The organism is Arthrobacter sp. B3I9, assembly GCF_030816935.1.
Taxonomy (GTDB): domain Bacteria; phylum Actinomycetota; class Actinomycetes; order Actinomycetales; family Micrococcaceae; genus Arthrobacter.
The window spans coordinates 2786564-2811895 of the sequence record NZ_JAUSYO010000001.1 but is presented as its reverse complement, the minus strand read 5'-3'; the positions used below and the strand labels follow the sequence as shown (position 1 = coordinate 2811895).

Genomic DNA, 25332 nt, shown 5'->3' with positions numbered 1-25332 from the left:
CGTCCGGGAAGCTGGCCGGGGCAACTAAACTGGTGGGAATCCCGTATCCGCCCATCGTGAGGACAGATTGCACATGGCCATTTTGAATATCCGCATCATCGGAGATCCTGTGCTGCGCACAGTCGCAGATCCCGTGACGGAATTCGGGCCTGAATTGGCGAAGCTCGTCGCGGACATGACCGAGACCATGGAGGATGTCGAAGGCGCAGGCCTGGCCGCTCCCCAGGTCGGCGTTAGCCAGCGTGTCTTCACCTACCGGATCGGCGGTGTTGAGGGACACATCATCAACCCGGTGCTGGAAAACAGCGAGGACTTCCAGCCGGACGCCGTCGAGGGTTGCCTTTCCATCCCCGGGTTGGGCTTCCCGGTCCGTCGCCGCCGTCACACACGCGTGACCGGAGTGGACCTGCACGGCAACCCGGTCGCCGTCGAGGGCGAGGGCATGCTTGCCCGCTGCTTCCAGCACGAGACTGACCACCTCGACGGCATCCTGTTCACCGACCGCCTCGAAGGCGAGGACCGCAAGGCCGCTCTGCGCGCCATCCGGAACGCCAATTACGACGCCGTCACGGAGCAGACGACGGCGAAACGTGCCAAGACGGTCGGGTCCAGCTTCGGTGGGGGCTCCTTCGGCGGCGGTGCCGCCACCGGCAGCGCCGGCGCCGCTTCCCGCGCCGCCACCGGGTCCTTCGGTAACACCCAGTGAGGGTTCTGTTCGCCGGGACACCCGCCGTCGCCGTCCCCTCCCTGGACGCCCTCGTCGAGGCGGGGTTCGACGTCGTCGCCGTCCTGACCCGCCCGGATGCCCCGGTGGGGCGGAAGCGGGTCCTGACGCCGTCGCCGGTTGCGGCCCGCGCCGCCGAGCTTGGCATCGAGGTCATCCACGCGGCAAAAGTGGACTCCGAGGTCACCGCCCGGATCGCTGCCACTGAACCTGACGTCGCCGCGATCGTGGCCTACGGCGGCCTCATTCCGCGTCCGGCACTGGAAGTTCCCCGGTACGGCTGGATAAACCTCCACTTCTCCCTGCTGCCGGCGTGGCGCGGAGCAGCCCCCGTGCAACGGTCCGTCATCGCCGGTGACGACGTCACCGGCGCCGTCACCTTCCTTCTCGAGGAGGGGCTGGACACCGGGCCCGTGTTCGGCACGCTGACCGAGGCCGTCCGCCCGGACGACACCGCGGGGACGCTGCTCGAGCGGCTGTCCCACAGCGGCGCTGTGCTGCTCACCCAGACACTGTCCGCGGTCGACGCCGGCAAGGCGGCTGCAGTGCCGCAGCAGGGTGACGTGAGCCTGGCTCCCAAACTGACGCTTGAGGACGGACGGCTCGACTGGCGGCAACCGGCCCTGGCGATCGGGCGGCGGGCCCGCGGTGTCACTCCCGAACCCGGCGCCTGGACCACCCTGGACGGGCAGCGGGTCAAACTCGAACCGGTGCTGCTCCGGCCCCAGGCGCCGGCACTGCAACCGGGGCGGCTGGCCCTGGACGGCAAAAGCGTGCTGGTCGGGACCGGCTCGCATCCGGTGGAACTTAGCCGGATCCAGCCTTCGGGCAAGAAAATGATGACCGCCGCTGATTGGGCGCGCGGACAGGCAACACTTGAAAGCGTGGTATTCGAATGAGCGAGTCCGGGACGGGCGGCAGTGGCCGCGGCAGGGGCGCACCCCGCGGCGGAGGGGGAGCCGGCGGTCAACGCGGCACCAGCCGCGGCCGTGACGGCAGCCAGCGCAACGCCCAGGGCCGGGAGCGCAACCGCGGCCCGCAGCGCGGGTTCACCGAGAACGCTCCGTCCCAGCGCACCCGCCGGGCGGATCCCGCCCGCCTCGTTGCCTTCGAAGTGCTCCGCGCCGTGGCCTCCGAGGACGCCTACGCCAACCTCGTGCTGCCTGCGCGGATCCGGCACCATGGACTGGACAAGCGCGACGCCGGTTTCGCCACCGAACTGAGCTACGGCGCCTTGCGGGGCCAGGGGACCTATGACGCGATCCTTACCCGCTGCGTCGACCGGCCGCTGGACCAGCTGGATCCGGCCATTCTGGATGCCCTCCGGATCGGCGTCCACCAGCTGCTGGCCATGCGCGTTCCCGCCCACGCCGCACTGGACCAGACCGTGGGCTTGGCCCGCGCCGTGATCGGAGCGGGGCCCTCGGCCCTCATCAACGCCGTGCTGCGCAAGGTCTCGGCGCACACGCTGGATGAGTGGCTGGAGCTGCTCCTCAGCGACGAGACAGACGAAACGAAGATCGCCTCGATCCGCCACGCCCACCCGGAATGGATTGTCCGTGCATTGCGGCAGTCCCTCGTGGCCCACGGCCGCCCGGTCGACGAAATCGACGAGCTGCTGGAGGCGGACAATGCTGCCCCCGTGGTCAACCTCGTGGCGCTGCCCGGGCTCGGCAGCCTGGACGAGGCCCTCGAAGGAGGGGCCACGCCTGGGGAACTTGTCGAAGGATCGGCCCTCTCCAGCGGCGGCGACCTGGGCCGTCTCGCCTCGGTGCGGAACGGCAGCACCCGGGTCCAGGATGTCGGATCGCAGCTCGTTGCCCGGGCCATGGCCGCCGTTGAGCCGGGCACTGGTAGCAGCACCCCGGACACCGAAGTCGGAACTGAAGCCGGCGAACGGTGGCTGGACCTGTGCGCCGGTCCTGGCGGCAAGGCCGCACTCCTCGGCGCCCTCGCCCGGCAACGGGGTGCCACCCTGCTGGCCAACGAACCCGCCCCGCACCGTGCGAAGCTGGTCCGACAGGCCCTGGCCGCGGTACCGCATGAGGTCTGGCATGTGCGGACCGGAGACGGCCGCGAGGTGGGCGCGGAGATGGCCGAAAGCTTCGACCGGGTCCTCGTTGACGCACCCTGCACCGGGCTCGGGGCATTGCGCCGGCGTCCCGAATCCCGCTGGCGTCGTACGCCTAAGGACCTGGCCGACCTCGGTCCGCTGCAGCGCGAGCTCCTCAAGTCCGCGTTGGCAGCCGTCCGGCCCGGCGGCGTCGTGGCCTACGTGACGTGCTCACCGCACCCGGCGGAGACCACCGCCGTCGTCAGCGATGTCCTGCGCAAACGCGAGGACCTGGAACTGCTCGACGCCGGAGCGGTGCTGGACAGCGTCAGCCTCACCGGCCACCTCGAAGCCGGGCACGAAGGCACCGCCCAGTTGTGGCCGCATATCCACCGGACCGATGCCATGTTCCTCGCGCTTATCCGCAAAAAGGCCTGACGCGCAGGCGATACTGGGTAACTGTTGCCCCGAAGCTCCACCCAGCCCGTTCAGCAGACCGCAAAGGAAACCCATGGCCCAGTGCTGCATCAACCCGAGCATCCTTTCCGCCGACTTCGTCAACCTCGAGGCGGAACTGCAGAGAATCAGCAACGCCGACGCCGTGCACGTGGACGTCATGGACAACCATTTCGTGCCGAACCTGACGATCGGACTCCCGGTGGTTAAGCGGATCCAGGACGTCAGCCCGGTGCCGCTGGATGCTCACCTGATGATCGCCGACGCCGACCGCTGGGCGCCGGGCTTCGCCGACGCAGGCGTGGCTTCGGTAACGTTCCACGCGGAAGCCTCAATCGCGCCGATCAAGCTTGCCCGGGAGCTTCGGACCCGCGGAGCAAAGGCAGGGATGGCGCTTCGCCCCGGAACCCCGGTGGAGCCCTACCTGGACATGCTCGGCGAACTGGACCTCCTGCTGATTATGACCGTGGAACCGGGTTTTGGCGGACAGTCCTTCCTGGACCTGACCCTGCCCAAGATCCGCCGCGCCCGCGCCGCGATTGATGGCTCCGGCGGGCGGGTGGCGCTGCAGGTCGACGGCGGCATCACCGAGGAGACGATCACGCGCGCCGCCGAGGCGGGCGCCGACGTCTTCGTCGCAGGATCCGCCGTGTACGGTGCCGCTGATCCGGCGGAGGCCATCGACCGTCTCCGGGCGGCCGCCAAGCGTTGACGGGTAGGCGCGCGCCGGCGCCGGAGTCAGCGGCCTGCGGCCCGCGCCCCTCGACCCGCGCCCCTCGACCCGCGCCCCTCGACCCGCGCCCCTGGGGTTGACCGAGCGCGCCGGCTGCCCATGTCAGCGCCAAAAATGACGCCGGACGTAACATCGCCGGCCCGGGAATAGCGGGAGCTGCCCGGCAGTTGTGCCACAATAGCAACACACATACGTGCTCCGGGGTCGGTGTAAGTCCGAACCGGCGGTGATAGTCCGCGACCCGCGAGCCGGCGCTTCCTTCGGGAGGAACCGGCGAGCGGTTGAACCGGTGGAATTCCGGTACCGACAGTTAAAGTCTGGATGAGAGAAGCACGTACAGCTGTTACTGCGGCGCCTTTGGCGCCGCAGAATTTCGCTGTCGTATACCCCCGGAGCCATCGCGGTTCTTGAGGGAAGGAACGACAGGCATGAACTCTCTGCGATGGCTCTTTACCGACGCTGCGGCCGTTGAAGGCCCGGTGGCAGGTAAATGAGCGTCCAACAAGGGGCTGAGCAGACGGCGGGCGCGGACCTGACCGGGGCAGGCTTCAGCAATACCGAGATTGCCGCCATGGATGCGGCCCTCGAGGCTGCGTTGCAGGGACCTCGGGGTGCGAACCCGTTGGTGGGCGCCGTCGTCATGGCTGCCGACGGAACACATCTGGTGACCGGCTACCACCGCGGCGCCGGAACTGCCCACGCTGAAGTGGACGCTATCGCCCAGGCGGCCGCCGTCGGCCATGACCTTACCGGAACCACCATGCTGGTCACGCTGGAGCCCTGCAACCACTGCGGACGGACCGGTCCGTGCGCCCAGGCGATCATCGACGCCGGCATCACCGACGTCATCTACGCCGTCGACGATCCCCATGACCCGGCAGCCGGGGGCGCCGCGACCCTGCGGGCCGCAGGAGTCCGGGTCCGTTCCGGCCTCGGGGCGGTCGCCGCGCTGGACCTGAACCGGCGCTGGTTCGACGCGGTAGCCGCCAAACGGCCCTTCGTCACGCTGCACATCGCGCAGACCCTCGACAGCCGGATCGCCGCCCCGGACGGCACCAGCCAGTGGATCTCCAGCCCGGAATCATTGGCGGACAACCACGCCCTGCGTGGCCGGATCGATGCCATCCTGGTCGGGACGCAAACGGTCCTGGTCGACAACCCGCGGCTCACCGCCCGCAACGCCGACGGCGATCCGGCTCCCAAACAGCCACTGCGCGCGGTTATGGGCTACCGGGGCATTCCCGCCGATGCCGCGATCAACGGCGACGACGGCAAGGTACTGCACCTGCCGACCCGCGATCCCCGCGAGGCGCTCGAGGAATTGTTCGCGGCCGGCGTTCGCCATCTCATGGTCGAGGGCGGCTCCCGGATCCTCAGCGCCTTCCTCACCGCCGGGCTGGTGGACGAGCTCATCGTCTACCTCGCCCCGACGCTTCTGGGCTCCGGCACGCCGGCCCTGGAGGACCTCGGCATCACCACCCTTGCCGACGCCCAGCACTGGGAGTGGGACAACGCGTCCGGAGGGGCAGTCCAGATGCTGGGCCGGGACCTCCGGCTGCACCTTCGGCCCACCACTACTTCGTCCGTTTCTACCCCGCGCGGCACCAGCGCGGACACCGCCGCAGGAGGCAACTGATGTTCACCGGAATTATCGCCGAACAGGGGAAGGTGTTGTCCGTCGAACGCAACGGCAACATCAGCGCCACCGTCCGGCTCCACGCGCCCGGAACCACCGAGGGACTCGCCCTGGGCGGCTCTATCGCCGTCAACGGCGTCTGCCTCACGGCCACCGAGATCGACGGCAAGGACTTCAGCGTCGACGTCATGGGCGAGACGCTGACGCGCAGCACCATCGGCGAGCTTGCCGCGGGGGACCCGGTGAACCTGGAGCGCTGTGTCCCGGCCGGCGGCCGCCTGGACGGGCACGTCGTCCAGGGCCACGTGGACGGCGTCGGGGAGCTGCTGGAGCGTGAGGGCCTTGGCAACTGGGACCGTCTCCGTTTCGGCGTGCCGGCCGGCCTGGCCCGGTACATCGCCGAGAAGGGCTCCATCGCCGTCGACGGCGTGTCCCTCACCGTGACCGCAGTGAGCCCCGCCTCCGAACCGGCGCCGTGGTTTGAAGTGGGGCTGATTCCCACCACGCTGGCCGAGACCGGACTGGGCTCGAAGGATCCCGGCGGCCGGGTCAACGTCGAGGTGGACGTGCTGGCGAAGTACACTGAGCGCCTGTTGGCTTTTTCCAGCCCGGCAGCCGGGGGAGCAGCGCACGGAGAGGTGGCGGCACAGTGAACCACGTCAAGGATTCGTCTGCCCCGGCGGCGGCCAAGCCACAGTCCGGCCTCGATCCGATCGAGGATGCCGTCCGCGCCATAGCGGCGGGACTTCCGGTCCTCGTCGTCGACAATGAGGACCGTGAGAACGAAGGCGACATCATCTTCGCCGCCCAGTACGCAACGCCGGCCCTGATGGGCTGGACGGTGCGGTACAGCTCCGGCGTCATCTGCGTCCCGCTCGACGCCGACCGCGCCGGTGCGCTCGCGCTGCCGCCGATGGTTGAAATCAACGAGGACTCCAAGGGCACCGCCTATACGGTCTCGTGCGATGCCGCCGCCGGCGTCAGCACCGGAATTTCCGCGACGGACCGGGCCCTGACCGCCCGCGTCCTGGCCGACCCCGGCAGCACGCCGTCGGCCCTGACCCGCCCCGGGCATGTTTTTCCGCTTCGCGCTGTTAAGGGTGGTGTGCGGGAACGGCCCGGCCACACCGAAGCGGCCGTGGACCTGTGCCGGCTTGCCGGCCTCGAACCCGTGGGTGTCATAGCAGAGCTGGTGCACGACGACGGAGAGATGATGCGGCTGGACGGACTTCGCGCCTTCGCGCTGGAGCACGGCTGCCCCCTGATCTCGATTGCAGATCTCGTGGAATACCTCAGTGCCGGACAGCCCGCCATGCGGGCAGCGGACACCGTCTGATAGACGCTGGAATAAGGAGAGACGATGACGACGTCGGAAGCACAAGAAATGGGCACGGGCCGCCAACCGCACCCGGTCAGCGGGGGACCAATCGTCCAGCTGCCCACGACCTTCGGCCACTTTGTGGCACAGGCGTGGACTGATCTGGCCACCGGGGCCGAACACCTTGCAGTCAGTTCGCCCCTGCAACCCGTGGACGGGACGCCCCCGCTGGTCCGCCTGCACTCCGAGTGCCTCACCGGAGATGTCTTTGGTTCCTACCGCTGCGACTGCGGCGAGCAGCTGGCCTACGCCCTGGAACTGATCAACGAATACGGCGGGACCCTGCTGTACCTGCGTGGTCAGGAAGGCCGGGGGATCGGCCTGGCCAACAAGATCAAGGCCTATGCCCTGCAGGAAGCAGGCTTTGACACGGTGGAAGCGAACGAGCAGCTGGGCCTGCCCGTGGACGCGCGCTGCTACAAGGCCGCGGCACAGATCCTTGCCGAGATGGGGCTGCACGAGATACGGCTCCTGAGCAACAACCCCGACAAGCAGGACCGGCTGGCACAGGCCGGCGTCCGGGTGGTCGAAATGGTACCCACCGAGGTGCCGTCCCGCGAGCAGAACATCCGGTACCTGCAGACCAAGAAGGACCGGATGGACCACCGGCTCGTGCTGGACATGCCGGAAGCGGCGCCGGTTGCCGGCGGCTTCGAGCACGAACAAGACTGACCCGCAAGACCCCAAAATCTTCCAAGACACGAGACTTTCCGAGTTTCAAGACTCAGCAGGACAAGGAATCAAACATGGCCGGACACGGCGCACCCCAGATTGACCTCAGCACCCTCAAGCCCGAGGAAACGTCCCAGCTGAAACTGGCCATCGTGGCCGCCAGCTGGCACACCCAGATCATGGACGGCCTGCTGGACGGCGCCCTCCGCGCCGCAAAGGACGCCGGCATCGGCGAGCCGACCGTGCTGCGGGTTCCCGGCACGTTCGAGCTCCCCGTTGCCGCTGCCCGGCTGGCGCCGCACTTCGACGCCGTCGTGGCGCTCGGCGTCGTGATCCGCGGCGGGACCCCGCACTTCGAGTACGTCTGCGAGGCCGCCACGGTGGGCCTGACGGAGGTCTCGGTGCGCACCGGCGTCCCCGTCGGCTTCGGCGTGCTGACCTGCGACACCGAACAGCAGGGCCTCGACCGGGCCGGCCTGCCGGGATCCAAGGAGGACAAGGGCCACGAGGCCGTCACCGCGGCCCTCGCCACCGCAGTGACCCTCGGGCAGTACCGCTAGACCCTGCCCGACTGCTTCACCCGTTCGACCAAGTCCCCGCGGTCTGTGGAATCCCTCACATCCCGTCCGTCATGCACGGGCACGGCGGGCGTTGCCCGGCGCCGAGCAAGTAGGCTGGAGGGTGTGAAGAATTTCGAGTCGCTGTTCGCAGAACTGAGTGAGAAGGCAGCCGTCCGCCCGGAGGGCTCCCGCACCGTCGCCGAACTGGATTCCGGAGTCCACGGCATCGGCAAGAAAGTCGTGGAAGAAGCGGCCGAGGTCTGGATGGCTGCCGAGTATGAATCCGATGAAGCCGCCGCTGAGGAAATTTCGCAGTTGCTCTATCACCTGCAGGTTCTCATGCTCGCCAAAGGACTCAGCCTGGAAGACGTCTACAAGCATCTCTAGCCACGTCAGCACCGGAACCGCCTGAGCCTACAGGCGGATCCGGTGTATTGCGTGGCCCGCAGTGCCTGATTCGACCGACCCTGATTGGACTGTCCTGTTTGGACAGCCCTGCAGTTGGACTGTCCTGGACACCGTCCCGACCAAGAAAGACCTCCCCATGCTGAGAGTTGCCGTCCCGAACAAGGGATCCCTGTCCGAAGCCGCCTCCGCCATGCTCGCCGAAGCCGGCTACCGCCAGCGCCGCGACACCCGCGAACTGGTCATGGTGGACCCGGACAACGATATTGAATTTTTCTTCCTCCGCCCGCGCGACATCGCCGTGTACGTCGGCCAGGGCACGCTCGACGTCGGCATCACCGGCCGCGATCTGCTGCTGGACGCCGAAGTCGAAGCCGAAGAGCTGCTGCCGCTGGGCTTCGCCGCCTCCACGTTCCGCTTCGCCGGACCGGTGGGCGACTTCACCGCCATCGACCAGCTCGAAGGCAAGCGCCTGGCCACCAGCTACGACGGGCTGCTCCGGGGCTACCTCGCCGAGCGCGGCATCAAGGCGAAGGTGGTCCGCCTTGATGGCGCCGTCGAATCCTCCGTCCGGCTCGGCGTCGCTGACGCAATCGCCGACGTCGTCGAAACCGGCACCACCCTCAAGGCCGCCGGGATGGAGATCTTCGGCGAGCCCATCCTGAACTCCGAGTCCGTGCTGATCGGCCGCAAGGGCGAGCAGAACCCCGCGACCGAGGTACTGATCCGCCGCCTCCAGGGGGTCCTCGTCGCGCGCCAGTACGTGCTGATGGACTACGACATCCGCAAGGAATTCGTCGAGGAAGCCGCGGCGCTCACTCCCGGCCTCGAATCGCCCACGGTCTCGCCGTTGCGCGACTCCGACTGGGTAGCCGTCCGATCCATGGTGCCCAAGCGGGAAACCAACCGCATCATGGACGAACTGTACGACCTCGGCGCCCGCGCCATCCTGGTCAGCAGCATCCACGCCTGCCGCATCTGACCTAAGCACGAATACCAGGAGAAGTCATGACTGTAGCCGTGCGCGTCATCCCCTGCCTCGACGTCGACGCCGGACGCGTGGTTAAGGGCATCAATTTCGAAGGCCTGCGCGACGCCGGTGACCCCGTGGAACTGGCGCACCGTTACGACAACGGCAGCGCCGACGAACTGACGTTCCTCGATGTCACCGCATCCTCCGGCAACCGATTGACGACGTTCGACGTCGTCCGCCGCACCGCTGAGGAAGTGTTCATCCCCCTCACCGTGGGCGGCGGCGTCCGCGGCGTCGCCGAGGTGGACAAGCTGCTGCGCTTCGGCGCCGATAAGGCAGCCATCAACACCGCGGCCGTGGCCCGGCCGGACGTGATCGATGAAATCACCCGGCACTTCGGCTCCCAGGTCCTCGTCCTGTCCCTGGACGCACGCCGCACGCGGCCGGGATCGCAGCCCACCGCCTCCGGCTTCGAGGTCACCACCCATGGCGGACGCCAGGGGACCGGGATTGACGCCATTGCCTGGGCGCGTGAAGCGGCGGACCGGGGGGTGGGCGAGATCCTGCTGAACTCGATCGACGCCGACGGCACCAAGGACGGCTTCGACTTGGAACTGATCCGCCTCGCGCGGGCCGGGGTCAAGGTGCCGCTGATCGCCTCCGGCGGCGCCGGCAAGCCCGAGCACTTCCCTCCGGCAGTGGCGGCAGGCGCCGACGCCGTCCTCGCGGCGTCGGTCTTCCACTTCGGTCCGCTGGACATGATCGCCCAGGTCAAGGCCGCCATCCGCGAGGCAGGCTTCGAGGTCCGCTAGTCCCCACCCGCCCCCTATCCTCGCACGTCCGCACCGGCTCCCTGCCCTCGCAAGCTCGGGTTGGGGCCCTCGCCGGAGCGGCTCCACGGACAGGGAACCCTGCGGGCGTGGGCCCAACCAAAAGCGCGGGTTCCCTACTTTAGGTAGGGAACCCGCGCTTTTTTGGTAGGTACGCGCTTCTGGTTACAGGCCGACTTCGGCGGACTGCAGCAGCGCGACGGCGTCGGGCTGGCCTTCGAACGTCACCAGGGCGTGGCGCGTCCGGCCGTGCGCATGCATCAGCAGTTCGCCCGGCTCGCCTACGATGGCCACGGACACGGGAGCCCGTTTTGCAACGTGGCGGGGCCCGGAAGGCCGCACGAGCACGATGCCCAGGTCCACACCTCGGTACAGGATGGCGGCGCGCTTGATCAAGTCGTCCCAGAGCGCGTCCGAGTACTCCTCGTCCAGGGCGCGCGGGGCCCAGCGGTCGACTGCCCGGCGGACGTCCTCTGTGTGCACAAAGTACTCAATCAGGTTGGAGCTCTCGTCCAGGGCTTTGATCTTCATCGGGGAGAACGCGGGAGGGCCGGCGCGGAAGGTGCGGACCAGCTTGTTGTAGTCTTCCGGCGTCTTGAGCTTTGCCGCCAGCCTTGCGGTGGCTGCGTCCGAAGCCTTGGCCAGCCGCTTGATCAGCAGCCCGAGACCGACGGCGGCTTTACGCTCGCGCAGGTACAGGTGGGCGGCAAGATCGCGGGTGAGCCAGCCCGTGCAGAGCGTGGGGGAGTCAGGGCCGGCCGCCAGCAGGGTTTCGGCCAGGACTTCTCGGGACGGGTCGACGAAATGCATCACTTGTGAAACTAGCACGAGACGGCGGAGCGTGCGCACCGGGCCGGGGCGGATCCGGCGCCCCATCGGGCTTTGTGCCGCCTAGCCACTCGCATGTTAAGCGCGGCTGCTAAGCGCGGCGCCCGGGGACAAGGCCGCGGTCGTGCGGAGGCACTAGACTTGACCTGATGTCTGAGCAGCCCGCCCCCGCCCCTGTACTGAGTTCAGCGCCTGTACTGGATTCACCAGTACTGAATCCAAGCGCACCGAGTTCGGCCTCCCATGCCCCGGCAGGCGGGCCGGTGGACCCGGCCGCGTCGGCGGCGGTGTCCGCTCCGGGCAGCCCGCTCCCTGCCGAACTGGCCCAGGCCCTCAAGCGGGACGGTGCCGGCCTGGTCGCCGCGATCGTCCAGCAGTTCGACACCAACGAAGTGCTCATGTTGGGCTGGATGGATGACGAGGCGCTGCACCGCACGCTGACCAGCGGCCGCGTGACGTTCTATTCGCGCTCCCGCCAGGAGTACTGGCGCAAGGGCGACACGTCCGGCCACGTCCAGTGGGTCAAGTCCCTCGCGATGGACTGCGACGGCGATGCCCTGCTGGTCCGCGTCGACCAGGTGGGTGCCGCGTGCCACACGGGTACCCGCACCTGTTTCGACGGCCGTGAGCTCGAGGCCGTGACCGGCCCCGCGGAATGAGTTGGCCCCGCGGAATGAGCCGGCCACCTGCACCACCCCAGGGCTAGGGACTGCACCCCTGTGTCCTTGAATTCGCTGCAGACTATCTAACCCCCAGAACCACTGAAAGAACAGGCGGAGAACACAGCCATGCAGGACCTTGGAACCATCAGCCCGGGCCTGGAGGAGTTCCGTGAGCTCGCCGTCCACAGCCGTGTCATTCCCGTCCGGCTCAAGGTGCTGGCAGACGCCGAAACCCCGATCGGGCTGTACCGCAAGCTCGCGCAGGGCCAGCCGGGCACCTTCCTGATGGAATCCGCCGCCGTCGGCGGCGCCTGGTCACGGTACTCGTTCATCGGCGCCCGCTCCCGGGCCACCCTCACCACCAAGGACGGTCAGGCGCACTGGCTTGGCGAGCCACCCGTCGGCGTACCGCTGGACGGCAGCCCGGTGGACGCCATCCGGGACACCATCGAGGCGCTGCGCACGGAACGGTTCGATGGGCTGCCCCCGTTCACCTCGGGCCTGGTCGGCTTCCTCGGCTGGGAAACGGTCCGGCACTGGGAGAAGCTCACCAGCCCGCCGGAAGACGATCTGGAACTGCCCGAGATGGCCCTGAACTTGGTCACCGACATGGCGGTGCACGACAACATGGACGGCACTGTCCTGTTGATCGCCAACGCCATCAATTTCGACAACAGCTCCGAGCGTGTCGACGAAGCCTGGCACGACGCCGTCGCCCGCGTGAAGGCCCTGCTGGCCAAGGTGAGCGCGCCCGTGCAGCAGCCGGTGTCCGTACTGGAGACCGCGGCCCTCGACTTCGCCTCCAGCGTGCAGGAGCGCTGGGACGAAGCCGAATACCTGGCCGCCCTGGACCGCGGCAAGGAGGCCATCGTCGACGGCGAGGTCTTCCAGGTGGTCATTTCCCGCCGCTTCGAGATGGAGTGCGGCGCCGAGCCGCTGGACGTCTACCGGGTGCTGCGCAACACCAACCCGAGCCCCTACATGTACATCTTCAGCCTCGAGGACGCCGCCGGCCGGCAGTACTCGATTGTCGGGTCGTCCCCCGAGGCCCTCGTGACCGTGACCGGCGAGGAAGTGATCACCCACCCCATCGCAGGTTCCCGGCCGCGCGGCAAGACGGTCGAGGCGGACAAGGCCCTCGCGGAGGAACTCCTGGGCGACCAGAAGGAACGCGCCGAACACCTGATGCTCGTGGACCTCTCACGCAACGACCTGTCCAAGGTCTGCGTGGCCGGCTCCGTCGATGTCACGCAGTTCATGGAAGTGGAGCGCTTCAGCCACATCATGCACCTTGTCTCCACCGTCGTCGGCGAACTCGCCCCCGACGCCAAGGCCTACGACGTGCTGCGGGCCACGTTCCCCGCGGGCACGCTCTCCGGCGCGCCGAAACCGCGTGCCCTGCGCCTGCTGGACGAACTCGAACCGCACCGCCGCGGCATCTACGGCGGCGTGGTGGGTTACCTGGATTTCGCGGGGGACATGGACATGGCCATCGCCATCCGCTCCGCACTGCTGCGTGAAGGCAGGGCCTACGTGCAGGCCGGCGGCGGAATCGTGGCCGACTCCGTCAACGAAAGTGAAGCCCTGGAAACCGTCAACAAGGCGGCTGCCCCCATGCGCGCCGTGCACACGGCCGGATCGCTGCGCAACGTCACCGCCGACACGGTCGCGGGCGCACCCCGGCCGGCTGCCGGAATCCCCGACGCTGGAATCGCCGACGCCGGAATCGCCGGCGCCGGAACCGCCGGCGCCGCGACGGAGCAGCCGTGAGTTCGGGCATGACGGTCAAGAGCTCCAGTCCCAGCGTGCCGCGCTGGGCCCGGAAATCGACGCTCGTCCTGGTCATCGCAGTGCTGGCCCTGGCCGTTTTCGGGACCACCACCCAGACGTGGCTCACGGTCCACCTTGACCCTACGCAACTGGGCCAGGGTGTGGGCAGCCAGGACGGGCTGCAGGTACAAGGCAGCAAGGCCGCCACCACGGTCACGGCTCTGGCGCTTGTCGCCCTGGCCGGCGGACTTGCCGCTTCCATTGCCGGACGGATCGCGCGGTGGGTCATCACCGCCATCATCCTTCTCGCGGCCGCCGGCATCGTCGGCGCCGCCGCCGTCGTGCAGGCCGACCCACTGGCTGCTGCCCAGGGCTCCATTGCCGCCGCCACCGGGATCAGCGGGAGCAGCGTCCAGGTGGGCGTCACAGCCTTCCCGGCCCTCGCCGTCGTGGCCGGCTCCCTGCTGGGCCTCAGCGCGCTGGCCATCGTCCCGGCGGGGCGTTACTGGAAAACCCGCACCAAATACGACACTGCTGCGACCGGAACACACTCCGGGTCGACGGCCCCGGCGGGTCCGGCCGACGAAATCGAGAGCTGGGACCGGCTGTCCCGCGGTGACGACCCCACATGAGCCGATGCCGCGGGCGCGCCCGGTAACGCGGCGAATGACACCGTCAATAAATGGCAGAATGTAAGCAGTATCCGTCCTGAGGAGATTTCAATGAGCAAAGACACCGTTTCCGCCCCCAAAACCGCTGCCGGAACCGCCCCTTTCAGCTACGACAACGTTGACCACCGCGAACCCACCGGCCACGGCAACAGCCCCGCCGCCTGGACCACCGTGTTTGTCATGCTCTTCGGTGCCCTCATCATGGCGATCGCCTACGTCATCGCCAACACCCCGGTCTTCGTCGCGGGCGGCGCGGTCATGATCATCGGCCTGCTGGTCGGCTTCGGCATGCGCAAGGCCGGCTATGGCGTCGGTGGCAGCAAGCTGAAGAACTCCGGCCACTAAGCGTGAGCGTTCTCGATGACATCAACTCCGGTGTCAGGGAGGATATGGAGGCCCGCCAGCGCCTCGTTCCACTGTCGGAACTGAAGGAACGGGCCGCGGAGTCGGCTCCAGCCCTCGATGCCTGGGCCGCCCTCGGCGGAGACCGGCCCGAGCGGGACCAGCTGAAGGTGATCGCCGAGATCAAGCGGCGCAGCCCCTCCAAAGGTGACCTCGCCAGCATTGCCGATCCCGCCTCCCTGGCCGTGCAGTACGCCGACGGCGGTGCGGCGGTCATCAGCGTGCTGACCGAACAGCGGCGCTTCAACGGCTCGCTCGCCGATCTCGGCGCCGTCCGGGCAGCCGTGGACATCCCGCTGCTGCGCAAGGACTTCATGATCGACGAGTACCAGATCTGGGAAGCCCGTGCCCACGGCGCCGACCTGATCCTGCTCATTGTGGCGTCCCTGAGCGACGCGCAACTGCGCGAGTACAGCGCCCTCAGCCGCGAACTCGGCATGAACGTGCTCGTCGAAACGCACACCGCAGAGGAAATCGAGCGGGCAGTGGCCGCCGAGGCGCGGATCATCGGCGTCAACGTGCGCAACCTCAAGACCCTCGACGTCGACCGCTCCGTCTTCGCCGAACTCGCCGGCGGCATCCCGTCCGGCGCGCTGGTGATTGCCGAGTCCGGCGTGCGCGACGTCGACGACGTCCGGCACTACGCCGCCAACGGGGCCAACGCGGTCCTGGTGGGCGAAGCCCTGGTCAAGAACGCCACCCCGCGCGAGCGGATTGCGGAGTTCATGGCCGCCGGGGCGGAAGAGATCGCCGCCCGCGCCTGAGGCCGGACAGCCACGCGCGGCAGGCTTCAGAGCAACCTTTACAGCTTTACTAGCTAGCAGTGGAACAGGATGGTGAGACTGATGGCCGAAGCGCCAGCAGCCAGCTCAGACGAAAGCGCAGTGGACGCGTTCCTGCAGGGCGGGGAGTCCCTGCGGCACGCCCCCGGGCCCTACTTCGGCTCCTACGGCGGCCGATGGATGCCGGAGTCGCTGATCGCGGCCCTGGACGAGCTCGAGGACACTTTCGAGAAGGCCAAGGCCGATCCTGAGTTCACCGCACAGGTCGCCGAGCTGAACCGGAACTACTCGGGCCGGCCCTCGCTACTGACCGAGGCGAAGCGTTTCTCGGAGCACGCCGGGGGAGTCCGCGTGTTCCTCAAGCGCGAGGACCTGAACCACACCGGCTCGCACAAGATCAACAACGTCCTCGGCCAGGCTCTGCTCGCCAAGCGGATGGGCAAGACCCGCGTCATCGCCGAGACCGGCGCCGGGCAGCATGGCGTCGCAAGCGCCACCGCGGCCGCCCTGATGGGCCTGGAATGCGTCGTTTACATGGGTGCGGAGGACTGCCGGCGCCAGGCGCTGAACGTCGCACGGATGGAACTCCTCGGCGCAAAGGTCATTCCGGTGACGAACGGTTCGCAGACACTCAAGGACGCCATCAACGAGGCGCTCCGCGACTGGGTCGCCAACGTTGACACCACGCACTACCTGCTGGGCACGGCTGCCGGGGCGCACCCCTTCCCGGCCCTGGTGCGCTACTTCCACGAGGTCATCGGCGAGGAAGCCCGCGGCCAGATCCTGGCGCAGACCGGCCGTTTGCCCGATGCCGTCTGTGCCTGCATCGGCGGCGGCTCCAACGCCATCGGAATCTTCCACGGTTTCCTGGACGACCCGTCGGTGAAGATCTACGGCTTTGAGGCCGGCGGCGACGGCGTCGAAACCGGACGGCACGCGGCAACCATCACGCTCGGGAAGCCCGGCGTGCTGCACGGCGCGCGTTCCTACCTGATGCAGGACGACGACGGCCAGACCATCGAGTCGCACTCCATCTCGGCCGGACTGGACTACCCGGGCGTCGGTCCGGAGCACTCCTACCTCGCCGACATCGGACGGGTTAGCTACGAGCCGATCACGGACAGCGAAGCCATGGAGGCGTTCCGCCTGCTCTGCCGGACGGAAGGCATCATTCCCGCCATCGAGTCCGCCCACGCCCTCGCCGGCGCCATCAAGGTAGGCCAGCGCCTCGCCGCTGAGGCGGAAGGCAAAGCGTCAGACAAGATCGTCATTGTGAACCTCTCCGGCCGCGGCGACAAGGACGTGGCCACGGCGGCGGAATGGTTTGACCTGCTGGACAAGGACTCACCCGAGTCGGAGATCGCGAAAGAGGGGGAGCAGCTGTGAGCGGCGTCGAATCGACCAGCAGCCCGGACACGGCCGGCACGAGCAAATCGGCGGCGGCCATTGACCGCGCCAAGGCGCAGGGCCGCGCGGCCCTGATCGGTTACCTGCCGGCCGGATACCCGAGCGTTGCCGAGACCATCGCGGCCGGCATCGCCCTGGCGGAGAACGGCGCCGACCTGATCGAGGTCGGTATTCCGTATTCGGACCCCGTCATGGACGGGCAGGTCATCCAGGCAGCCACCACCGAAGCCCTCGCCCAGGGCTTCCGCGTCCACGAGGTCTTCGACGTGGTCCGCGGCATCACGAGCAAGACCGACGCCGCCGTTCTGGTCATGACCTACTGGAATCCGGTACTGCGGATGGGCGTCGACGAATTCTCCCGCCGGCTCGCCGAAGCCGGGGGAGCCGGGCTCATCACGCCGGACCTGATTCCCGACGAAGCCTCGGAGTGGATGGCGGCCTCCGACAAGTACGGCCTCGATCGGGTGTTCCTCGTGGCGCCCTCGTCCTCTCCGGAACGGATGAAGCGGACCGTGGACGCAAGCCGCGGCTTCGTCTACGCCGTCTCCATCATGGGTGTCACCGGCGCCCGTTCCTCGGTCAGTTCGGCAGCGAAGGACGTCGTGGCAGCAGCCCACGGGGCCGGCGCCGAACGGGTCTGCGTCGGGCTGGGAGTGTCCACTGCGGACCAGGTCCGTGAAATTGCCGAGTACGCGGACGGCGTGATTGTGGGCACCGCCCTCGTTGCGGCGCTCCGTGACGGCGGAGTTGAAGCCGTAGCGTCCTTGACGAAAGACCTCAGCACCGGCCTTACCAAGGAAGAAGCGTAAGCAATGCAGGCAGTCCTCACCGCGGCGGCGATGGTTCCCGCGAGCATTCCGAGCCCGGACTGGTCCGGGTTCGACATCCCGCTGCCCTGGGGCTCCCTGCGCATCCACGCCTACGCACTGTGCATCCTGGCCGGGATCGTCGTCGGACTCTGGCTGACCTCGGTCCGCTGGGTAAGGAGGGGCGCTCCGGAGGGCAGCGTCTGGGACATCGCGATCTGGGCCATTCCCTTCGGTATCATCGGCGGCCGGCTTTACCACGTGGTGTCCTCCCCGGACGCATATTTCGGTCCGGGCTTCGACGGTACCGGGGACCTTTCGCTGATTCCGCAGATCCAGCGCGGCGGCCTGGGCATCTGGGGCGCCGTCGTCCTCGGGGCCGTGGGCGCGTGGATCGGCTGCCGCCGGTCGGGGGTCAAGCTGAGCGCCTTCCTGGACGCCGCGGCGCCGGGACTGCTGCTGGCCCAGGCCATTGGCCGCTGGGGCAACTACTTCAACCAGGAACTTTTCGGGAGCCCCACCACGCTTCCGTGGGGGCTGCAGATCGACGCCGACAACCCCAACTTCCCGGCCGGCATGCCGGCGGGCACACTCTTCCACCCGACCTTTTTGTACGAGTCGCTGTGGAACCTGGCAGGCGTGGGGATCCTCCTGCTCCTGGACCGGGGCTTCAACTTCCGCCGCAGCCGTCTCTTCTGGCTCTACGCGATCTACTACACGCTGGGCCGGGTGTGGATCGAAGCGATGCGGATCGACGACGCGGAACAGATCAACCTTTTCGGGATCACCGCCAGGCTAAACGTATGGACCAGCCTTTTGGTCCTGCTGGTGGCGCTCGGCACCTTCATCGTGCTGGGACTGCGCAAGCCCACGGATGCGGATACGCCCTATCTTCCGGGCCGGGAGCCCGCAGCCGTCGGGGCCGGAACGAAGGCAGACACAGAACCGGGCACCGAATATGACCCAGAACCGGGCCCCGAATCCGACGCGAAGCCGGGCGCGGAACCGGTGGCGGTTCCGGTGGCCGGAGGCATCCGCCATTCGGACTCCGCTGTCTCAGATAGTGAATCACGTGCTAATCTCCCTGATAACCAAAGCGGTCCAGGCGATGCCTCTGCGCGGACGGAAACGTCGGCGGAAGCGTCAACGGAAGCCGCCGGCGGCACCACACCTGCCGGGGGAGCATCGGCGGCCGGAGCATCCGGCCGCCACTCCACCGGATCCGCTACGGAAGCTGGCGGTACCAAGTAGGCCAGCACCGGCAAAACGGGCCGCAGAGCCACCGCTCGAGGGGCCCGTATCCACAACGTTGTGGCAGCAGGGAATGCGGGGGACGGCATAGCATTGCCGTCCGCGCAAGCCCGGGTCAAAAGCCCCGTAACTGTTCTTACAGAACGCTGGGCTGACCTACAATTCCAGTTAGAAGAACACTTTGTTGTGCCCGTCACGCCGGCGCACCGATCCGGGCCAATGTTGTCCCTCCCATACGCACGATCAGGAGGAAGGACGTCTCCCATGACCCAAACCCTGCACAGCCCCACTTGGTCCGAGCCCGCTCAGCCGGCTGCGGCCATATCACCGTTCAAGCGGTTCGCGGCACTGCCCGAAGCCGCGGGACTGTACAACCCGGAGCAGGAGAAGGACGCCTGCGGCCTGGCCATCATCGCGACCCTCCGCGGGGAGCCCGGTTACGACATCGTCGATGCTGCCCTCACCGCCTTGCGCAACCTCGAGCACCGCGGTGCCGTCGGAGCCGATGAAGGTACCGGCGACGGCGCCGGGCTGCTCATGCAGGTGCCCGACGAGTTCTTCCGCGCGGTCACCGAGTTCGAACTCCCCGCCCCCGGACAGTATGTGGTGGGCACCGCCTTCCTGCCCGCCGAGCAGCGCGAATCTGATGCTGCCAAGGCCGGGATCGAGGGCCTCGCCGCCGACGAGGGCCTGACCGTCCTCGGCTGGCGCGAAGTCCCGATCGTTGCCGACCTCGTCGGCGCCATGGCCCGGGCGTGCATGCCCTACTTCTCGCAGCCGTTCTTTGCCTCCAGCACCGGGGAAGTGCTGGAGCGCAACGAACTGGACTCGCGTGCCTGGCGGATCCGCAAGCGTGCCCAGAACAAGTTCGGCGTGTACTTCCCGTCGCTGTCCTCGCGGACCATCGTCTACAAGGGAATGCTGACCACGGCCCAGCTGGAGCCGTTCTACCCGGATCTGTCGGACAAGCGATTCAAGACGAAGCTCGCTATCGTCCACTCGCGCTTCTCCACCAATACGTTCCCGTCGTGGCCGCTGGCCCAGCCGTTCCGGACCATCGCGCACAACGGTGAGATCAACACGGTCAAGGGCAACCGCAACTGGATGCGCGCCCGCCAGTCCCAACTGGCCAACCCGCTGCTGGGCGAGTCGCCCGAGGAGCTGTACCCGATCTGCACCCCGGGTGCCTCCGACTCGGCGTCCTTCGACGAGGTCGCGGAGCTGCTGTGGCTCTCCGGACGCCCCATCACGCACTCGATCATGATGATGATCCCCGAGGCCTGGGAAAACCACGCCACGATGGACCCGGCCCGCCGGGCCTTCTACGAGTACCACTCCCTGCTGATGGAACCGTGGGACGGCCCCGCAGCCGTCTCCTTCACCGACGGCAGCCTCGTCGGCGCCACGCTGGACCGCAACGGGCTGCGCCCGGGCCGGTACTGGATCACCGAGGACGGCCTGGTCGTCTTCGCCTCCGAGGTGGGCGTGATCGACGTCGAAGCTTCCAAGGTGGTCAAGAAGGGCCGCGTCTCGCCGGGCAAGATGTTCCTGGTGGACACCGAGGCCGGCCGGATCATCGACGACGCCGAGGTCAAGGCCGAAGTGGCCGCCGCCAACCCGTGGGCTGAATGGCTCAAGGACAACCTGATCGACCTTAACGACCTGCCCGAACGCGAGCACGTCGTCCACACCGCGGCCTCGGTCAACATCCGCCAGCGGACCTTCGGCTACACCACCGAGGAACTGAAGATCCTGCTGGGCCCGATGGCCCGCACCGGCGCCGAGCCGCTGGGCGCCATGGGCTCAGACACACCCGTGGCTGTGCTGTCCAAGCGCCCGCGGTTGTTGTTCGACTACTTCGTGCAGTCCTTCGCCCAGGTGACCAACCCGCCGCTGGATGCCATCCGCGAAGAGCTGGTGACGTCGCTGACCTGCGCCATCGGTCCCAACGGCAACCTGCTGGACACCAAGCAGGTGCGCCAGCCGCAGGTCTCGCTGCCGTTCCCGGTGATCAACAACGACCAGCTCGCCAAGATCGCCAACATCGAGAACGCCGACGGCGACAGGATCGCCATGAAGGTCCGCGGCCTGTACCGGCCGGAAGGCGGCGAGAACGCGCTCCGCGCCCGGCTGACGGAAATCTGTGAGCAGGTCTCCGGAGCCATCAACCGCGGCGTCCAGTACGTGGTGCTCTCCGACCGCGACTCGAACGCCCAGTGGGCTCCGATCCCTTCGCTGCTGCTGGTCAGCGCCGTGCACCACCACCTGCTGCGCAGCGCCAACCGCACCAAGACGGCGCTGGTGGTTGAAGCCGGCGACGTGCGCGAAACCCACCACGTGGCCGTCCTGATCGGTTACGGCGCCTCGGCCGTGAACCCGTACCTGGCCATGGAATCGGTGGAGCAGCTCATTACCGCGGGCGACGTCGTCGGGGTCACCCCTCAGGATGGCGTCTACAACCTGATCAAGGGCCTCGGCAAGGGCGTCCTGAAGATCATGTCCAAGATGGGCATCTCCACGGTGGCCTCCTACACCGGCGCGCAGACCTTCGAGGCCCTGGGCCTCGGCCAGGACCTGGTGGACGAATACTTCTCTGGCACGCACTCCCAGCTCGGCGGCGTCGGACTCGACGTCATCGCCGCCGAGGTCGCCGCCCGCCACGAGATGGCGTACCCCGAGAACGGGATCGAGAAGCCGCACCAGCCGCTGCTCGGCGGCGGCGAGTACCAGTGGCGCCGTGACGGCGAGCCGCACCTGTTCAACCCCGAGACCGTCTTCCGGCTGCAGCACGCCACCCGTGAGCGCCGCTACGACATCTTCAAGGCCTACACCCGGGGCGTCGACGACCAGTCGCAGAACCTGATGACCCTGCGCGGTCTCCTGAAGTTCAAGGGCGGGCTCCGTCCGGCCGTTCCGCTGGAGGAAGTGGAGCCCGTCTCCAGCATCGTCAAGCGCTTCTCCACCGGGGCCATGAGCTACGGCTCCATCTCGCAGGAGGCGCACGAAACCCTCGCGATCGCGATGAACCAGCTCGGCGGCAAGTCCAACACCGGCGAAGGCGGCGAGGACGTGGACCGGCTGCTGGACCCCAAGCGCCGCTCCGCCGTCAAGCAGATCGCCTCCGGGCGCTTCGGCGTCACCAGCCTGTACCTGACGAACGCTGATGACATCCAGATCAAGATGGCGCAGGGTGCCAAGCCCGGTGAAGGCGGCCAGCTGATGGCGCAGAAGGTCTACCCCTGGGTGGCCCGGACGCGGCACTCGACGCCCGGCGTCGGGCTCATCTCCCCGCCCCCGCACCACGACATCTACTCGATCGAGGACCTCGCCCAGCTGATCTATGACGCTAAGCGGGCCAACCCCTCGGCCCGGGTGCACGTCAAGCTCGTCTCCGAGGTGGGGATCGGCACTGTGGCCGCCGGCGTCACGAAGGCCAAGGCCGACGTCGTCCTCGTCTCCGGGCACGACGGCGGCACCGGCGCCTCGCCGCTGAACTCGCTCAAACACGCCGGCGTCCCGTGGGAGCTGGGTCTCGCCGAGACGCAGCAGACCCTGATGCTCAACGGCCTGCGCGACCGCGTCGTGGTGCAGGTGGACGGCCAGCTCAAGACCGGCCGCGACGTCGTCATCGCCGCGCTGCTCGGCGGCGAGGAGTTCGGTTTCGCCACGGCTCCGCTGGTGGTCTCCGGCTGCATCATGATGCGCGTCTGCCACCTGGACACCTGCCCAGTGGGCGTTGCCACGCAGAACCCGGAACTCCGCTCGCGCTTCAACGGCAAGCCCGAATTCGTGGTCAACTTCTTCGAATTCCTGGCCGAGGAAGTCCGCGAGATCCTGGCCGAGCTTGGCTTCCGCAGCATCGAGGAAGCGATCGGCCACGCCGAAATGCTCGACACCCGTGAGGCGATCAACCACTGGAAGGCCGAAGGGCTGGACCTGGACCCGATCCTGCACGGCCTGGAGTTCGACGACGACGCGCCGCTGCGCAACCTGACCGGCCAGAACCACGAGCTGGACAAGCACTTCGACCAGCGCCTGATCGCGATGGCCGCCGAAGCCCTCAGCGACCGCACCCCGGTGAAGATCGCCGTCGACGTCATCAACACGGACCGTTCCGTCGGCACCATGCTGGGCCACACGGTCACCAAGACCTTCGGCACCGACGTGCTGGCACCGGACACCATTGATATCTCACTGTCCGGCACCGCCGGGCAGTCGCTCGGGGCGTTCCTGCCGGCCGGCATCACGCTGCGCATGTACGGCGACTCCAACGACTACGTCGGCAAGGGGCTCTCCGGCGGACGGATCATCGTCCGCCCGGACCGCACCAACGTTTTCCCGGCTGAGCGCAACGTCATCGCCGGCAACGTGATCGGCTACGGCGCCACGAGCGGCGAGCTGTTCCTGCGGGGACAGGTGGGCGAACGCTTCATGGTCCGCAACTCCGGCGCCACCGCGGTGGTCGAAGGAATCGGCGACCACGGCTGCGAGTACATGACCGGCGGGCAGGCGCTCATTATCGGGCGCACGGGACGGAACTTCGGCGCCGGCATGTCCGGCGGCACGGCCTTCGTGCTGGATCTGCAGACCACCCGCGTCAACAAGCAGGCCCTGGAATCCGGGGAGCTGCAGCTGCGCGAACTGGATGCCGAGGACCGCGACATTGTCCACGCACTGCTGGTCAAGCACCTCGAGGAGACGGAGTCGCAGCTCGCGGCCCGCCTGCTGGAGAACTTTGACGACACCGCAGCCCGCATAACCAAGGTGCTGCCGCGTGACTACGCGGCCGTACTGCAAACCCGTCTCGACGCCATCGAAGAGGGCCTTGACCCCGACGGCGAAGAAGTTTGGTCTCGAATCCTGGAGGTGACCGGTGGCTGATCCACGCGGATTTCTGAAAGTACGCCAGCGGGAAACCCAGCCGCGCCGTCCCGTTCCGGTCCGCATCATGGACTGGAAAGAGGTCTATGAGGCGCAGGAGAAGGGCGTCCTGAAGGCCCAGGCCGGCCGCTGCATGGACTGTGGTATCCCGTTCTGCCACCAGGGCTGTCCGCTCGGGAACCTCATTCCCGAATGGAACGACCTGATGTGGCGGGACAAGGGCGAGGAAGCGATTGAGCGGCTGCACGCCACCAACAACTTCCCCGAGTTCACCGGCCGGCTCTGCCCGGCACCGTGCGAGGCGTCCTGCGTGCTCGGCATCAACCAGCCGGCCGTGACCATCAAGCAGGTTGAGGTGTCGATCATTGACGAAGCCTTCGACAACGGCTGGGTCAACCCGCTGCCGCCGCACCGCCTCACCGGCAAGACGGTCGCCGTCGTCGGCTCCGGCCCCGCCGGGCTCGCCGTCGCGCAGCAGCTGACCCGGGTGGGCCACACCGTTGCCGTCTACGAACGTGACGACAAGATCGGCGGGCTCCTGCGCTACGGGATCCCCGACTTCAAGATGGAAAAAGAGCAGGTCGACCGCCGGCTCGACCAGATGAAGGCCGAAGGCACCCGCTTCCGCACCGGCGTGTCGGTCGGCAAGGACGTGACCTGGGAACAGCTGCGCCGCCGGTATGACGCCGTCGTGGTGGCCACCGGTGCCACCGTTCCGCGTGACCTGCCGATCCCCGGGCGCGAGCTTGACGGCGTCCACTTCGCCATGGACTACCTCGTCCCGGCCAACCGTGTAGTGGCGGGGGAGACGGTGGAGAACCAGATCGACGCCGCCGGCAAGCACGTCGTCATCCTCGGCGGCGGCGACACCGGTGCCGACTGCCTCGGCACCGCCCACCGCCACCAGGCGGCCTCGGTGACCACCCTGGCCATCGGCAAGCAGCCGCCCGCGGAGCGTGCCGGACACCAGCCCTGGCCGACGTTCCCGACGCTGTTCGAGGTTGCCAGCGCCCACGAGGAAGGCGGCGAACGCACCTACCTCGCCTCCACGGTCGAGTTTGTGGGGGAGAACGGCAAGCTGACCGGCGTGAAGGTCGCCGAGACCGAGTTCGTCGACGGCAAGCGCCTCCCGAAGGCCGGAACCGAACGGATCATCCCCGCGGACCTGGTCTTCCTGTCGCTCGGCTTCACCGGCGCCGAACCGGCCGGGATCACCGAGCAGGTCAGGGCCGAGTTCGACGGCCGCGGCAACGTGGCCCGTGATGGCTACTACATGACCAACACGGAAGGCATCTTCGTCGCCGGAGACGCCGGACGCGGGCAGTCCCTGATCGTCTGGGCCATCGCCGAGGGACGCGCCTGCGCGGCCGCGGTGGACAAGTTCCTGATGGGCAGCACCATCCTGCCGGCCCCCGTGGCCCCGACCGACCGGGCAATTGCGGTCCTGTAGCC

The 25332-nt window shown here is 68.0% G+C and carries 23 protein-coding genes and 1 riboswitch; of the genes, 22 read left to right on the top strand and 1 reads right to left on the bottom strand.

Going from position 1 to position 25332, the window contains the following annotated elements:
- Positions 1 to 73 precede the first annotated feature (73 nt).
- The 12 genes from def to hisF all read left to right on the top strand — a co-directional run bounded on the left by def (position 74) and on the right by hisF (position 10402).
- Positions 74 to 706 (top strand): peptide deformylase, encoded by a 633-nt coding sequence (gene def / locus QFZ65_RS13135; RefSeq protein WP_306911072.1) that lies wholly within the window; start codon positions 74 to 76, stop codon positions 704 to 706.
- On the top strand, positions 703 to 1623 hold the full coding sequence (gene fmt / locus QFZ65_RS13130) for a methionyl-tRNA formyltransferase (RefSeq protein ID WP_306911070.1): 921 nt from the start codon (positions 703 to 705) through the stop codon (positions 1621 to 1623). The genes def and fmt overlap by 4 nt, the downstream gene beginning before the upstream one ends.
- Complete coding sequence (locus QFZ65_RS13125; protein ID WP_306911069.1) at positions 1620 to 3215, top strand: RsmB/NOP family class I SAM-dependent RNA methyltransferase; 1596 nt, start codon at positions 1620 to 1622, stop codon at positions 3213 to 3215. The genes fmt and QFZ65_RS13125 overlap by 4 nt, the downstream gene beginning before the upstream one ends.
- A gap of 73 nt (positions 3216 to 3288) precedes the next feature.
- Positions 3289 to 3945: a ribulose-phosphate 3-epimerase gene (gene rpe, locus QFZ65_RS13120; RefSeq protein ID WP_306911067.1), complete on the top strand. Its 657-nt coding sequence runs from the start codon at positions 3289 to 3291 to the stop codon at positions 3943 to 3945.
- Positions 3946 to 4155: 210 nt separating this feature from the next.
- Positions 4156 to 4304, top strand: a riboswitch (FMN riboswitch).
- A gap of 152 nt (positions 4305 to 4456) precedes the next feature.
- A complete protein-coding gene (gene ribD, locus QFZ65_RS13115; RefSeq protein ID WP_306911065.1) occupies positions 4457 to 5602 on the top strand; it encodes a bifunctional diaminohydroxyphosphoribosylaminopyrimidine deaminase/5-amino-6-(5-phosphoribosylamino)uracil reductase RibD in 1146 nt (381 codons plus the stop codon).
- Entirely contained in the window at positions 5602 to 6255 is a 654-nt protein-coding gene (locus QFZ65_RS13110; protein WP_306911064.1) for a riboflavin synthase, read from the top strand. Before ribD ends, QFZ65_RS13110 begins: the two co-directional genes overlap by 1 nt.
- Positions 6252 to 6938 carry a 3,4-dihydroxy-2-butanone-4-phosphate synthase gene (gene ribB, locus QFZ65_RS13105; RefSeq protein WP_306911063.1) on the top strand — a complete coding sequence of 229 codons (687 nt, stop codon included), beginning with the start codon at positions 6252 to 6254 and terminating at the stop codon, positions 6936 to 6938. Before QFZ65_RS13110 ends, ribB begins: the two co-directional genes overlap by 4 nt.
- 24 nt (positions 6939 to 6962) lie before the next feature.
- On the top strand, positions 6963 to 7652 hold the full coding sequence (ribA, locus tag QFZ65_RS13100) for a GTP cyclohydrolase II (protein ID WP_306911061.1): 690 nt from the start codon (positions 6963 to 6965) through the stop codon (positions 7650 to 7652).
- Between the two features lie 74 nt (positions 7653 to 7726).
- Positions 7727 to 8212 carry a 6,7-dimethyl-8-ribityllumazine synthase gene (ribH, locus tag QFZ65_RS13095; RefSeq protein ID WP_306911059.1) on the top strand — a complete coding sequence of 162 codons (486 nt, stop codon included), beginning with the start codon at positions 7727 to 7729 and terminating at the stop codon, positions 8210 to 8212.
- Positions 8213 to 8335: 123 nt separating this feature from the next.
- On the top strand, positions 8336 to 8599 hold the full coding sequence (locus QFZ65_RS13090) for a phosphoribosyl-ATP diphosphatase (RefSeq protein WP_024367461.1): 264 nt from the start codon (positions 8336 to 8338) through the stop codon (positions 8597 to 8599).
- A 157-nt stretch (positions 8600 to 8756) separates the two neighbouring features.
- The gene (hisG, locus tag QFZ65_RS13085; RefSeq protein WP_306911056.1) at positions 8757 to 9599 is read left to right on the top strand and encodes an ATP phosphoribosyltransferase; all 843 of its coding nucleotides are present in this window, start codon (positions 8757 to 8759) and stop codon (positions 9597 to 9599) included.
- 26 nt (positions 9600 to 9625) lie between these two features.
- Positions 9626 to 10402, top strand: a complete 777-nt coding sequence (hisF, locus tag QFZ65_RS13080; RefSeq protein WP_306911054.1) for an imidazole glycerol phosphate synthase subunit HisF — start codon at positions 9626 to 9628, stop codon at positions 10400 to 10402.
- A 183-nt stretch (positions 10403 to 10585) separates the two neighbouring features.
- Here the strand turns inward: hisF and QFZ65_RS13075 are convergent, their stop codons facing one another.
- The gene (locus QFZ65_RS13075; protein ID WP_306912573.1) at positions 10586 to 11230 is read right to left on the bottom strand and encodes a TIGR03085 family metal-binding protein; all 645 of its coding nucleotides are present in this window, start codon (positions 11228 to 11230) and stop codon (positions 10586 to 10588) included.
- A 167-nt stretch (positions 11231 to 11397) separates the two neighbouring features.
- On the opposite strand from QFZ65_RS13075, the gene hisI reads away from it, so the two are divergent.
- The 10 genes from hisI (at position 11398) to QFZ65_RS13025 (ending at position 25330) form a co-directional block, all read left to right on the top strand.
- Entirely contained in the window at positions 11398 to 11907 is a 510-nt protein-coding gene (hisI, locus tag QFZ65_RS13070; RefSeq protein WP_373427587.1) for a phosphoribosyl-AMP cyclohydrolase, read from the top strand.
- Between the two features lie 129 nt (positions 11908 to 12036).
- Entirely contained in the window at positions 12037 to 13680 is a 1644-nt protein-coding gene (locus QFZ65_RS13065) for an anthranilate synthase component I (protein WP_306911052.1), read from the top strand.
- Positions 13681 to 13688: 8 nt separating this feature from the next.
- Positions 13689 to 14312: a Trp biosynthesis-associated membrane protein gene (locus QFZ65_RS13060; protein ID WP_306911051.1), complete on the top strand. Its 624-nt coding sequence runs from the start codon at positions 13689 to 13691 to the stop codon at positions 14310 to 14312.
- Positions 14313 to 14402: 90 nt separating this feature from the next.
- Positions 14403 to 14696 (top strand): HGxxPAAW family protein, encoded by a 294-nt coding sequence (locus tag QFZ65_RS13055; RefSeq protein WP_306911049.1) that lies wholly within the window; start codon positions 14403 to 14405, stop codon positions 14694 to 14696.
- A gap of 2 nt (positions 14697 to 14698) precedes the next feature.
- A complete protein-coding gene (trpC, locus tag QFZ65_RS13050) occupies positions 14699 to 15517 on the top strand; it encodes an indole-3-glycerol phosphate synthase TrpC (RefSeq protein WP_306911047.1) in 819 nt (272 codons plus the stop codon).
- Positions 15518 to 15598: 81 nt separating this feature from the next.
- Positions 15599 to 16921: a tryptophan synthase subunit beta gene (trpB, locus tag QFZ65_RS13045; RefSeq protein WP_306911045.1), complete on the top strand. Its 1323-nt coding sequence runs from the start codon at positions 15599 to 15601 to the stop codon at positions 16919 to 16921.
- Positions 16918 to 17751, top strand: coding sequence for a tryptophan synthase subunit alpha (gene trpA / locus QFZ65_RS13040; RefSeq protein WP_306911044.1), 834 nt, complete (start codon positions 16918 to 16920; stop codon positions 17749 to 17751). Before trpB ends, trpA begins: the two co-directional genes overlap by 4 nt.
- A 3-nt stretch (positions 17752 to 17754) precedes the next feature.
- Complete coding sequence (lgt, locus tag QFZ65_RS13035; RefSeq protein WP_306911042.1) at positions 17755 to 18999, top strand: prolipoprotein diacylglyceryl transferase; 1245 nt, start codon at positions 17755 to 17757, stop codon at positions 18997 to 18999.
- Positions 19000 to 19263: 264 nt separating this feature from the next.
- Complete coding sequence (gene gltB, locus QFZ65_RS13030; RefSeq protein ID WP_306911040.1) at positions 19264 to 23880, top strand: glutamate synthase large subunit; 4617 nt, start codon at positions 19264 to 19266, stop codon at positions 23878 to 23880.
- Positions 23873 to 25330, top strand: a complete 1458-nt coding sequence (locus tag QFZ65_RS13025; protein WP_306911039.1) for a glutamate synthase subunit beta — start codon at positions 23873 to 23875, stop codon at positions 25328 to 25330. Before gltB ends, QFZ65_RS13025 begins: the two co-directional genes overlap by 8 nt.
- Positions 25331 to 25332 lie beyond the last annotated feature (2 nt).